General features: G+C 51.9%; 9 protein-coding genes and 5 tRNA genes. 1 reads left to right on the top strand and 13 read right to left on the bottom strand.

Annotated features, from left to right (window positions below):
* Positions 1-54: 54 nt before the first annotated feature.
* The 10 genes from tuf to speC form a co-directional block, all read right to left on the bottom strand.
* Positions 55-1,245 carry an elongation factor Tu gene (gene tuf, locus AC5L4R_RS04910; RefSeq protein WP_067057544.1) on the bottom strand — a complete coding sequence of 397 codons (1,191 nt, stop codon included), beginning with the start codon at positions 1,243-1,245 and terminating at the stop codon, positions 55-57.
* Between the two features lie 305 nt (positions 1,246-1,550).
* Positions 1,551-1,625: transfer RNA gene (locus AC5L4R_RS04905), tRNA-Thr, on the bottom strand.
* A 49-nt stretch (positions 1,626-1,674) separates the two neighbouring features.
* Positions 1,675-1,748, bottom strand: a tRNA-Gly gene (locus AC5L4R_RS04900).
* A gap of 32 nt (positions 1,749-1,780) precedes the next feature.
* A tRNA-Tyr gene (locus tag AC5L4R_RS04895) sits at positions 1,781-1,864 on the bottom strand.
* A 29-nt stretch (positions 1,865-1,893) separates the two neighbouring features.
* Positions 1,894-1,969: transfer RNA gene (locus AC5L4R_RS04890), tRNA-Thr, on the bottom strand.
* Between the two features lie 189 nt (positions 1,970-2,158).
* Entirely contained in the window at positions 2,159-2,899 is a 741-nt protein-coding gene (locus tag AC5L4R_RS04885) for an FHA domain-containing protein (RefSeq protein ID WP_494472942.1), read from the bottom strand.
* Positions 2,900-2,967: 68 nt separating this feature from the next.
* The gene (gene gspD, locus AC5L4R_RS04880) at positions 2,968-5,367 is read right to left on the bottom strand and encodes a type II secretion system secretin GspD (protein ID WP_494472941.1); all 2,400 of its coding nucleotides are present in this window, start codon (positions 5,365-5,367) and stop codon (positions 2,968-2,970) included.
* A gap of 81 nt (positions 5,368-5,448) precedes the next feature.
* Positions 5,449-6,435, bottom strand: coding sequence for a type II secretion system protein N (locus AC5L4R_RS04875; RefSeq protein WP_494472940.1), 987 nt, complete (start codon positions 6,433-6,435; stop codon positions 5,449-5,451).
* 12 nt (positions 6,436-6,447) lie between these two features.
* Positions 6,448-7,278 (bottom strand): type II secretion system protein N, encoded by an 831-nt coding sequence (gene gspN / locus AC5L4R_RS04870; RefSeq protein WP_494472939.1) that lies wholly within the window; start codon positions 7,276-7,278, stop codon positions 6,448-6,450.
* Positions 7,279-7,497: 219 nt separating this feature from the next.
* Entirely contained in the window at positions 7,498-9,657 is a 2,160-nt protein-coding gene (gene speC / locus AC5L4R_RS04865) for an ornithine decarboxylase (protein ID WP_494472938.1), read from the bottom strand.
* Positions 9,658-10,007: 350 nt separating this feature from the next.
* Here speC and AC5L4R_RS04860 point away from each other — a divergent pair.
* Positions 10,008-10,083: transfer RNA gene (locus tag AC5L4R_RS04860), tRNA-Glu, on the top strand.
* A 116-nt stretch (positions 10,084-10,199) separates the two neighbouring features.
* On the opposite strand, the gene ispD is transcribed toward AC5L4R_RS04860, so the two are convergent.
* The 3 genes from ispD to eno all read right to left on the bottom strand — a co-directional run bounded on the left by ispD (position 10,200) and on the right by eno (position 12,869).
* Positions 10,200-10,937 (bottom strand): 2-C-methyl-D-erythritol 4-phosphate cytidylyltransferase, encoded by a 738-nt coding sequence (ispD, locus tag AC5L4R_RS04855; protein ID WP_494472937.1) that lies wholly within the window; start codon positions 10,935-10,937, stop codon positions 10,200-10,202.
* Between the two features lie 65 nt (positions 10,938-11,002).
* Positions 11,003-11,356, bottom strand: coding sequence for an FtsB family cell division protein (locus AC5L4R_RS04850; protein WP_494472936.1), 354 nt, complete (start codon positions 11,354-11,356; stop codon positions 11,003-11,005).
* 187 nt (positions 11,357-11,543) lie between these two features.
* Entirely contained in the window at positions 11,544-12,869 is a 1,326-nt protein-coding gene (gene eno / locus AC5L4R_RS04845; protein WP_494472935.1) for a phosphopyruvate hydratase, read from the bottom strand.
* Between the last annotated feature and the right edge of the window lie 54 nt (positions 12,870-12,923).

Raw genomic sequence — 12,923 nt, 5'->3', positions numbered from 1 at the left:
AAAAAAGAGCCACCCACGGGCAGCTCTTTTTGCGGTGTATCACCTAAAGCACAATTACGCAGTAACTTCCGATACCACGCCTGCGCCCACGGTGCGACCACCCTCACGAATCGCAAAGCGCAAGCCTTTGTCCATCGCGATTGGGTGAATCAATTCAACGCTCATCTCAACGTTGTCACCAGGCATTACCATTTCAACGCCTTCTGGCAAGGTGATTGCGCCTGTTACGTCTGTGGTGCGGAAGTAGAATTGTGGGCGATAGCCATTCAAGAATGGGGTGTGACGGCCACCTTCTTCTTTTGACAATACGTAGACTTCTGCGTCAAATTTGGTGTGTGGTTTGATTGAGCCTGGTTTTGCCAAGACTTGTCCACGTTGTACTTCTTCACGCTTAGTACCACGTAGCAACACGCCACAGTTCTCGCCTGCACGACCTTCGTCTAGCATTTTGCGGAACATCTCAACACCTGTACAGGTGGTTTTTTGGGTTGGTTTGATACCGACGATTTCGATTTCTTCACCAACTTTGATGATGCCTGATTCTACACGCCCTGTGACTACCGTACCGCGTCCAGAGATTGAGAATACGTCTTCGATTGGCATCAAGAAGGGTTTGTCAATCGCACGCTCTGGTTCTGGAATGTAGCTGTCTAGGGTTTCTAGCAGTTCTACAACGGCGGGCTCACCGTATTTGCCGTCGTTGCCGTTTAGGGCTTCTAGGGCTGAGCCTTTGATGATTGGGGTGTCGTCACCAGGAAAGTCGTAGCTTGATAGTAGTTCGCGCACTTCCATTTCGACAAGTTCAAGAAGTTCTTCGTCGTCTACCATGTCGCATTTGTTTAGGAATACCATGATGTATGGTACGCCTACTTGGCGTGATAGTAGGATGTGTTCGCGTGTTTGTGGCATAGGACCATCGGTGGCTGATACGACCAAAATCGCGCCGTCCATCTGCGCTGCACCGGTGATCATGTTTTTGACATAGTCAGCGTGCCCTGGGCAATCTACGTGGGCGTAGTGACGGGTTGGGGTGTCGTATTCAATGTGTGAGGTGTTGATGGTGATACCACGCGCTTTTTCTTCTGGCGCTGAGTCGATTGAGGCGTAGTCTTTGGCTTCTCCGCCGTAGTTCTTGGCGGCTACGGTTGCAATCGCCGCGGTCAATGTGGTTTTGCCGTGGTCAACGTGTCCAATGGTGCCGACGTTGACGTGCGGCTTGGTGCGTTCAAATTTGGCCTTTGCCATGGTTATGTCCTCTCAAGTTAGCCCATAGGCTTTATAAAAAGCTGTGGGTTTGATTGCTTAGCGCAATTTTAACGATTCTTGCCTAAAGCCGCAAGTGAGCGTTTAAGACAAAATATTGCACAGTTGATGATGTGGGGATTTTATCTTAAATTTATAGGTTTTAGAAAAAATAATATAGCACAAATCTTCAAATCTTACTAGGTTTTGGTAAAATTTTGCAGTTTTTTTTGTAAATAGATGGGTGCAAATACGTAAATGCTTATAAAAACTGGTGCGGATGAGCGTTTAGGCGTCACTGGGAGCTATGGAGCTCATACCGAGAGTTGAACTCGGGACCTCTCCCTTACCAAGGGAGTGCTCTACCTCTGAGCTATATGAGCGTGTGGTCAGCCATGGGTGGCTTTTAGATGAGATGTAAGCATGCAGGTATGGAGCGGGTGGCGGGAATCGAACCCGCACCATCAGCTTGGAAGGCTGAGGTTCTACCACTAAACTACACCCGCAAGCTGATTTTGCATCTATAACATCGCAGATATGGTGGTGGGAGAAGGATTCGAACCTTCGAAGCTCTCGCAACGGATTTACAGTCCGTCCCCTTTGACCGCTCGGGAATCCCACCAAAGGGTCTTTCAAGACTAATCTGCTAAATGGTGCCGGCTGCCGGAATCGAACTGGCGACCTACTGATTACAAGTCAGTTGCTCTACCAACTGAGCTAAGCCGGCTTAGCAGTTTTGCCTTCAGTGTTGCTGCCTTGGTGTTGGCTAGCGGCTGATTGGCATTGCTTGAAAGTGGTGAGCATTTTAGCAAAATTTTCGCAGGTTGCAAGTGTTTTTTTTATTTTTTTGCATTTATTTTGCCAAAATGGGTGCAACAGCGCATTTTGGTGGTATTTTTATGCGTTGGTGGCAGGGTTAGCGAAAAAACAATGCCACGATGATGATCAACGCCACGATCACGACGACGGCAATGGCAACAGTGCTATGCTTGCTGCCTTGTTTGGCAAGCTCGTGGTGATCCTCGCTGGCGGTTGGTAATAGCGCAGGTGCAGGCTCGCTGGGTGTTGGCGCAAGTGCGGCAGCCTTGGGCATAGCATCATCAGTTGCTGTGGGCGTTGGCATGGGGGTAGGCTGTGGCTGTTTGGTAGCAGGTGCAGGGCTGATGGTTGGTGTGTCGATATCGGCGGTGGCGGTGGTGTGAATCGCGTTATCTGTGGCAATGGCTTTGGCGGTTGGTGGTTCGTGGCTGATGGTATACACTTCGGTCGTCGCTGTGTTGGGTGTGGTTAGCACCGCTGCTAGCGCGTCCATGCCATCGGCTAAATCCTCGCTTGCCACGACAAATGCCAAATCAGCAAAGGCAACTTCATCGCCAAGTTGCAGCGTGACGGGTTCACCCGATAGGCGTTTGCCATTGACAAATGTGCCGTTGGCCGAGCCCAAGTCTTGTAGCTGCAATCGCTTGGCTTGAATGGATAAACGCGCGTGTTGGCGTGATACCTGCCCACTGGCAAGCACGATATCATTTTGCGCATTGCGTCCGACCGTCAAGTCGCGATCGACGTTCAAGGTCAGATCACCCAACGCAGGCGACAAGCCAATAAGCTGCCATGCCAAAGGCGATTGGGTGGTGGATGGGGCGTGCGGTGCAGACATGACGGTATCTCTTAACTGATTGAATTTGTAAGGGTTTGAGATGATTGCATGGTTAAATTTGCTCAAGTTTAGGGATTTGATGCGGTACTGTCAAGCACGGGCGTGACGGCTGGCGGCGTGGGTATGACGGTGATCGGCGTGGTGGCGTTTGTGGGTGTGGTCACGCTGACAGGCACGGCAGGTTGGCTATCGCTTGTGGTAGTTGGCATGGTTGTGGTGCGCCGTGCAACGGGTGTGTTGGTTAGGTTTTGTGCGGTTGGGCGCACCAAGTCATTGGTCGCTACATTGAGCTCGCCTTGACGGGGCGCAGGCGCAGGGTTTGGATACATGGGCGCGACATTGAGCGGTAGCTGCTTGAGTGTGCCGTTTTTGTCAATCACCAGTTGCATGGTACGTATGCCATCAAGGCTGCGCTCGGTAACGCTTGCCACGGCGCTGCCATTGCGTAAAATCGTTGGTTGTAAAAATACGATAAGGTTGGTTTTGTCGGCGTTTTTACTTTTTGAGCGAAATAGGCCGCCAATACCCGGTAGGTCGCCCAAGCCCGGCACTTTTTGTTGGTTGTAGGTGCTGTTGTCACGCATCAAGCCGCCAAGCGCGATGGTTTGTTGGTCGTCTGCCAGCACGGTGGTGCGGATGAGGTTTTTGTTGGTGACCACGCCACTGGTGTTATTGAGCGTATTTTCGACAAGCGATGACACTTCTTGTGAAATCTCAAGGCGTACCGTGCCGTTGTCGCCAATGTGCGGAATGACATTGAGGTTTACCCCGACATCTTGCCGGGTGATGGTCTGAAATGGGTTGGTCGAGCTGTTGCCGTTGGTGGTGTAAGAGCCTGTGACAAATGGCACGTTTTGCCCAACCAAGATATTGGCTTTTTCGTTGTCCAAAGTGACGATAGACGGCATGGACAGTAGGTTGGCACTATTGGTTTTGTCGATGGCTTGTAGAATCGCGCCATAAAACTCACGGTTACCGCTGCTATTGACGCGGCTGTCACCTAAGCCCAAGAATGCGCCTGAGACGGCAGCAGCGGCTGAGCCGGGAGATTTTTGTAACACTTCGGCAGCAAGGTTGGTTAGCCCTGCACCAACGTTGCTAAAATTGACAATCCCGATACCGCTGTTGGCACTGCCCAACGCCCATTGTACGCCAAGTTGTTGGGTGTCATTGCCCGAGACTTCCATGATGGCGGCTTGAATGAGCACTTGGTCACGGCGGCTGTCTAGCTGCTCGATAGCGGCTTCAATTTCTGGCATCAGCTCAGGGCTGGCATTGACAATGACTGAGTTTTGGGTTTGGTCAGCGATAATGCTAAAGGGTCGCCCCGTTGTGCTGACATTGCTAGCCCCTGCGGTGCTGGTCGTGCTGGTGTTAATCGGCGAACCTGTGGGTGAGTTTTCGCTGGTTGTGCTGGTCGTCGAGGTGGTGGCACTTGTGTTGTTGGTGGTATCAAACATCGACGTGGCTTGCAAGGTACTGCGGTCGCCTGCGCTGTTGATGGATTGATAAGCCAGTAAAGCGCGTAGCATGTCGGCGATATGTGGCGCACTGGCGTATTTGAGGCGAAACACACGTAAGCCACTCAAGCGTTTGGAAGATACTGTGTCAAGCTGCTCAACCATTTGGCGCACTTTGGCGGTCAGCTCAGGGCTACCTTTGACCAATAAACGGTCAGCGGCAGGGTCAGCGATTAGGCTAATTAGCCCGTTGTTGCCGCTGCTGCTAACACCGCTGGCTTGCCCGCCCTGCCCCTGTGCGGATGCTGGCGCGCTGCTACCGCCGCCTGTCGTGCCGATTAATGAATTTAGCAAGTCCATCATGCGTTTGGGATCGACGTGGCGTAAGGGGATGATGGTAAGCTGGTCGTTGATGTTGTTGTCTAGGTTGGCAATCAGCTTGGCGTATTCGTTGAGGTGGTCGGCGCGGTCGGACAAAATCACCGCGTTGAGGCTATTGACCGCTGTGGCATTGGCGTACGGCGGCATCATCGGGCGCAAAACGTTTAAGATGTCGTTGGCATTGGTGTTGGTCAAATAAAAAATCCGCGTCGTCATTTGACTGCCGCTGCTGCGTCCGCGCAAATCCACATCAATGCCCGATTGCTTGGCGACTGAGTCGGGCACCAGCTCGGTAATATCGCCGCGATTGATGGCAACAATGCCATTGACTTTCATCACCGCCAAAAATAAATCATAAACTTCTTGCTCGGATAAGGTTTTGTTGGCAATCACGGTGACATTGCCATTGACACGTGGGTCTAGGACAAAGTTTTTGTGCGTGATACTGGCAACTTGGTCAATAAATGCCTTGATATCCGCGTCTTGTAGATGCACCTTGTAGCCTGTCTCAGCGTGCGCGCTTAGGCTGGTCAGACCTGTGGCGGCAAGCAAACACGCACCCAACCATGCGCGGGCGAAAGACTTTGACAACCGCATAGGCGCGGCAAACCGAGGTTGAGCGTTCATAACTTTCCTAACAGGGTTCTTGCACATCGGTCTTTAAACCTGACAGTACCTTAACAAAATCTTTTGGCAAAATACAACCGTCTAAAACGATTGGCGCACGGTGATGACTTGGTCACCGCGCTGGACTTGGATTTGGGCATTGCCTGACTGGCGCACTTGTTTGAGCAGTTCGGCATCCTGCTGTGGGCTTACGCCAACGTTTTGCCCGTTTACCGACACCACACGATCACCCGTTTGCAAGCCCAGCCGACTTTTGAGCCCTGCTGGTGTGCCATCGGTGACCAAATAGCCCTCACCTGTTGCGGCAACACCCATTTGGCTGAGGTAGGCAGCAGGGTTTTGCTCAAGGTTGTTAATCGCGCCTGTCAGGGCTTTTTTAGCACCCGTTTCTTGCGTGGGCGCAGGCGTCAGATTGCTTGGGCTGGCAGGTTCACTTGGGTCGTCGCGCTCGTGGTCAGGATTGCCACTTGGCATGGGGCTGGCATCGGTAGACAGCGTAGGGCTTGGCGGCGGCAATAGACTGTTGCTGCCCGCTTCGCTTTGTTTGGCGCGGATGGCATCGCTTTGGTCAAGCGCAAAGGGCTCACCAAACTTGACTTGGGCTTGTTGCCCATTGCTTGCCAACAGTACGATGTGATCCGCGTGCACGGCAAATAATTGGTAATCAGTCTCAGCAATTAGGTCACCAACGCGCACGCTTTGGGTTTTGCCGTCGGCATTGATGATGGCAAACGACAGCCGCGCAGGGCTTGCCACGGTCACGCCCAATACCTTGATATCAGGCGGTGGCGCAGGCTCGGCTGGCGCAGGTGTGGACGCGATGGGCTGGGCGAATATATCCAAGGCGTTGCTGCTCATCGGTGCGGTATCGGATGATTGCAAGGCAACAGGCGGCAAATTGGGGATGACTGGTGGGGCAAGCACCAGCCATATCAGCCGTGCAACCGTCCATGCCAACCACACCAACATCAGCAATAACAGCAACGGATAAAATTTTGCCAAAACATTGACGGTGACTGCAGACGCAGGGCTATTTGCTGAGCGGACGGCGCGAAGCGATGTTTTCATACTGGCACTGCCCTAGCGTAACGCGCCAATCGGCTGACGGGTGGTGACAATCACGCTGTCATCCACGCCTTTGCCGTGATATTTTGGCATGGTTTTAAGTAGCCGCTGGGTCAAGGCAACATCCAGCATGGCATCATTGTCCAGACGCAAATCGCCAAGCCGTTGTCCTTGTTCGTTGGTTAAAGCCAGGTGTAGCACCGCGCCATTCGTCCCGCTATTGGCTGCTCCACCTGCCGTGCGTGCTGTTTCGCTGGTCAAAGTCCCCAATATGGTTGGTAAATTTAGCTGATACACACGCCCTGCGTTGGGGTAGCCCACCTCGCCACCTGCCCACGTGAGTGTGCCGTCGGCTTTGGGGTAGCCTTGTTTGGTTTTTTTGACGTGCACGTGATTTACCACAAGTGGCGTATCAGGCAGTTGCCAATCAACCAGTTGGCGCAATGTCTCAGCGGTGATTTTTCCTGAGACATCAGCGACTTGCCATGTTGTGCGATTTAGAGCAATCGTGCCCGTCAGCTGGGTTTGGCGGCTGTCGATTTTGATAGCAAAACCCATGTTGCCTGTCAATAAACGCCACGGCTGCCACTGCCAATCCACTGTGCCAACCAGCGGCTGATTGGGGCGCACGCTAAGCTGCCAGTTGGCTTGTCCGTGCCACAGATTGCCCGCCACGTGTTGCAAATAAGGGTTGTTGGGCGCAAATTTTTTGACCAACCACGCCGCAGGCAGCTGCACAACCAAGCTTGCGGCAAGCATCAGCAGCCCAAGCAGCCACCACCACACCGATGGGCGATGCGCAGGCATCTCCACTGTATTTGCCGATGTCAAAGCCAAACTTGCCACGCCGTTGCCTGTCCTTGTGTCTAGTTATTTGATAGTCCAATCACTCAGCAATTTTAAAACCCTGTCGTGTGACGCCAAGGCAACTTATCACCTGAGGGTTTGTCACATGGGTCTGTCATCATAGCTTACTTAGATAGCAAAATTTATTCAAACACATAAGTTTAACGCGCAAATTTGACAAAATGATGGCAATTGGGCGCTGATTGGGGCAACAGCCGCTTAATTGGCCGTGTTTTTGGCCAACACATACGCGTAGGCGGTCTTGCGCCCAGCGTCGTTGTAGTCCCAATACACGCCTTGCACCTCAGGCTCAAAGCCCGGTAAGCGATTGACACCGTCTTCTAATGCCAAGAAATAATCCAACACCGCTCCGTCCCATACCTCACCTGGTACGATACAATACACCCCCGGTGGATAGGGCAATGCGCCTTCCATCGCGATACGCCCACGAATCTCACCCAAAGGCACCAGCTCAATCTGATTTTTGATAAACGCCACATGCGCATCAAACGCACTCATGGCAACTTTGGGGCGGTGCGCGCGCTCAAACATCTGCTTTTGCAGCTGATTGAGTTGATATTGCTTATAAAAATCATGCAGTTGTTGGCACAGCTGATTAATACTCAACGCACGGTAATGCACAAATGCCTTGGCAAGCGTCGGCAACACGTCGCTGACGGGGCTGTCATTGCGAATATGACGCTCAAAACGCACAATCCGCGCCACCAAATGTTGAAATTTTGCCAACGTCTCAGCAGGCGTGAGCAAAAACAAAATTGAGTTGAGGTCAGCTTTTTCAGGAATCACCGAGCTTTCGCGCAGATAGTGTGCCAAAATTGCCGCAGGTATCCCCGTGGCTTGGTACTCGCCCGTTTGCATATCAATGCCAGGCGTGGTCAAAAGCAGCTTACACGGGTCAATAAAGTATTGATTTTGTGCATAATGGGCAAAATCGTGCCAACGCGCGCCTGCCTCAAAACGGAAAAACCGAATGTCATTGGCAATCACCTCGGTGTCATAATCCTGCCACGGCTTGCCATCAATCGTCGGCGGTACAAACGGCAAAATCAGCTCACAGGTGTCCAGCAGCATCTTACGCGCCTCAATCGCGCCGACCACGCACTCATGCCACATGCGCTGCCCAGCTTTGCCCTCATGCATTTTGGCATTGACATCGAGCGAGGCAAACAGCGGATAAAACGGGCTTGTTGAGACGTGCATCATAAACGAATTGTTAAAGCGTTTATGATTGACATACCGCGCCTGTCCGCGAATGTGGTTGTCTTTTTTGTGAATCTGTGAGGCTTGCGAAAACCCTGCTTGCTGCTTGTGCACCGATTGGGTGACCAAAATACCAGGGTCGTCCTCACCCAGCTCAAGCAACAAAGGCGAGCAATCACGCATCATCGGGATAAACTGCTCATAGCCCACCCATGCGCTATCAAACAAAATATAATCGCACAAATGGCCAATTTTATCCACCACTTGGCGCGCGTTATAAATCGTGCCGTCATACGTGCCCAGCTGGATCACCGCCAAACGCAGCGGCCGCGGCGCATCGGCGCGTTCGGGCGCGACCTCACGAATACGCGCACGGATTTCAGCTTCCTCAAAACAATACGCAGGAATCCCACCAATCAAGCCGTACGCATTGCGGTCCGTTTCTAAATACACGGGCGTGCCGCCTGCCATCGTCAATGCGCCTTGATACACCGATTTGTGGTTGTTGCGGTCAAACAACACCAAATCACCATGCGTCACCAACGCACCGATGGCAATTTTGTTGGATGACGACGTGCCATTGAGCACAAAATAGGTTTTATCCGCGTTAAATACTTTGGCGGCATGGGCTTGTGCCTCATACGCTGGGCCTTCATGAATCAGCAAATCGCCTAAACGTACATCGGCGTTGCACGAATCGGCGCGAAACAACGGCTCGCCAAAATACAAATAAAACCGCCGTCCCGATGGATGCTTACGAAAAAACTGCCCACCTTGGTGCCCTGGGCAATCAAACGCCGCGTTGCCGTAATCGGTGTACTCCATCAATGCCTGAAAAAACGGCGGATCCAGCGTGGCGATATAATCACTTGCCGCCGCATTGACCAACTGCCCGTTGTAATATTTTTGGTCATCGGCAAGCTCAAGCACGCCATACACATGCGGCAACCACGCATCGGGCACGCTATCGCCGTATTTAATCGCCACAAACGTTGGGATATCAAAGCCCAAACTGTCCAACTCCTCATGAACAAACGGCAAATCCGCCATCGTCACCACCACCGCCGCGATGTTGGTAAAATCCGTCGAATCCAGCCCAATCGTGCGATAATTGACGTTTAAGGCGTATTCAATGCCTGCGCTGATGGCGATTTTCATCGTCGTTGCTCCCACTGTGTGTGGCTAACTGTCGTTAGACCATTCATTAACGTGTCAATCCAAAAATGACCAACGCTATACCCCTCAAAGCTGGCAGCCTGTAGCGTCAGACCCTACCAGCCAGCAAGTTTGCCGCCTATCTTACCCGAAAACCTGCGCCAACACTACCCACACACGCATCGCCTGCGTTTATCGTACCAGCCAGTATCCGCCACGTTTTAACCATCACAAAAAATTTGGCAAAAAATCACAAAAATCGCATAAAAATGCTTGACGCGCTCGGTCAAAAACACTATTATATGCTTCCGCTTGGGCAAAGTGCTTTATTGCATATCCTAACCGTCTTCTGCGTCCCCATCGTCTAGAGGCCTAGGACATCGCCCTTTCACGGCGGTAACCGGGGTTCGAATCCCCGTGGGGACGCCACTTATTCTAAAATCGTCCGTCTTGTCAAGAGGGGCGATTTTTTTTGCCTAAAACCTTCTTGGTTTAAAATCTTTTTTATCTAAAACCCAAACCCACTGCCCAAAAATCCAACCACACTAAATGTGCGGCAACCACGCTTTGGCAAACACGATATCCTCGGCAAAGGTCAATTTGATGTTGCTGTGGCTGCCCTCAACCAACAGCGGATATTCACCCGTATTTTGGGCAAAGTGCTCAAACAAACTGGCCTCATCAGTAAAGCCAAGTCCCAATGTCTGCGCCTGTTCAAGGTAATTGATTAGCTTGCCAATCGGAAACAGCTGCGGCGTTTGTGCCAACCACAGTTCATGACGTGCCAGCGTGGTTGCTGCCAAGGTTTGGCCGTTTTGCACGGTGGCGCGTTTGACGGTATCGCGCACGGGCACGGCTAGCAGGCCGCCTGCTGGGTGCTGCGTTGCCTGTGCAATCAGCCGCGCAATGTCTGCCGCCTGCACGCATGGACGCGCCGCGTCATGAATCAATACCCAATCATCGGCACTGTCAAAACCTGCCTGCCAAATCGCCTGCACGCCATGGCGCACCGAATCCATGCGCTCTGCACCGCCCTCAACCCAATGAATCGGCAACGCAAAATCCAACGTCGGGGCAAACGCATCATCACGCGCAATCACGACATGACAACGCACCAACGCTGCCACCTGCGCCAACGCCGCGACACTGTGCTGTAACACAGTTTGCCCATCAATGCACGTGTATTGTTTGGGCACGCTGCCGCCAAATCGCTTGCCCACGCCTGCGGCAACAATCAGCGCATGAATATTGGGCATCGCGGTGGTTTGGTTGGGGTTTGACATGGATGGCTTAGGGCTAAGATAAAAGCTGGGTAAATTAGATGGGCTGGGCAGATAGCATACCGCCATCAAGGGTTTGATCGGCTCACAGTGCTATCGCGGCTGTCGGGGTTACTGTCAGGGCTATACACCTGCTCGGCGGTGGACATTTGGACAAACGTCTCGCCTGCTTTAATCAGCCCCAGATCCACACGCGCGTGTTCTTCAACCGCTTCTAAGCCATTTTTGAGGTCATTGACATCAGCCGCCAATACGGCATTGGCTTTTTGCTGCTCGCTGTTGATGTAGCGTTGTTCGCTGATTTGTTTGCTAATTTTTGCCACATCGCCATGCCCATTCACGCCAAACCAATATTGCCACTGCAACGCCAGCAGCACGGCCATGGCAAACACAATCATCAACAGTTGGCGGATATGGGTCATGAGGTACAATCAAAGCTTGGTGGTCAAGGCGGTAAAACGTGGCGCAGTCATGGTGACATCTGGCGTTTATTCTAGCAAATCGGCAAACGGATGATAAGCATTTTTGCATGACTTGACCACAAAAAAACCAAAGGCGCACCTGTTGTGCGCCTTGTTTAAACCACGGTGTTTAAAACCGTTTACAATCTTATGCCTTGGGGTTACGCAAGCCGATGAACTCTTGCGCACCGTGGTAGCTTGCGGTCACCATCTGTTCGATGCGCAGCAGTTGGTTATATTTTGCCACACGGTCAGAACGGCACAGTGAGCCTGTTTTGATTTGTCCTGCGGCAGTACCCACCGCCAAGTCAGCAATCGTGCTGTCTTCGGTTTCGCCCGAACGGTGGCTAATCACCGTGGCGTAGTCGTTTTGTTTGGCAAGATAAATAGCATCTAAGGTTTCTGACAACGTGCCGATTTGGTTAAATTTAATCAAAATCGCGTTGCCGATGTGTTGATCAATGCCTTGTTGCAAGATTTTTGGATTGGTGACAAATAAGTCATCACCAACCAACTGCACGGTTTTGCCCAATTTCTCGGTCAAATATGCCCAGCCTTGCCAATCAGACTCATCCAAGCCGTCTTCGATCGAGATAATGGGGTATTGGCGCACCAAATCCGCCAAGTAATCGGCAAAGCCATGCGCATCAAACGCCTTATTACCCTCACCTGCCAGTACATACTGCCCATCGCGATAAAACTCGCTCGACGCACAATCAAGCGCCAAATAAATATCCTTGCCTGCTTGGTAGCCTGCTTGCTCAATCGCCTGCATGATGACGGTAATAGCTTCTTCGTTTGAGCGTAAATTGGGCGCAAAACCGCCTTCATCGCCGACGGCGGTATTTAAACCTTGCTTTTTGAGCACCGATTTTAGGCTATGAAAAACTTCTGTCCCTGCGCGCAGTGCCTCAGCAAAACTGGTAAAGTTAATTGGTTCAATCATGAATTCTTGAATATCCACGGTGTTGTCGGCGTGTGCACCGCCGTTTAAGATATTCATCATCGGAACAGGCATAGACAATGAAGTTTGCCCGCGTAGATTGGCAATATATTGAAACAACGGTAATTTTTGCGAAGCCGCTGCTGCACGCGCCGCCGCCAACGATACCGCCAAGGTGGCATTTGCGCCTAAGTGGGCTTTGTTGTCAGTGCCATCAAGGGCAATCAATTTGTCATCCAGCGCGCGTTGGGCGGTGACATCACTGTCCACCAATGCCGCCCGAATTTCGCTATTGATGTTGGCAACGGCTTTTTTGACACCTTTGCCCAAGTAGCGGTTTTTGTCGCCGTCACGCAATTCTAACGCCTCGCGCGAACCCGTTGATGCACCACTGGGCGCGGCGGCGCGGCCTACCGTGCCGTCGGCTAAGATGACATCGGCTTCTACCGTTGGGTTACCGCGTGAATCCAAAATTTCACGCGCCACGATGTCGATAATTTGGTTGTTTTGGGTGGTGTTTTCGGCGTACATGGGCTGTCCTTACACAAGTTTTGGCAAAAAAATTAAACCAGTCAATAAACCAAC

Source organism: Faucicola sp. SE7633 (assembly GCF_059264685.1).
This window is presented reverse-complemented; position numbering and strand designations above follow the sequence as displayed.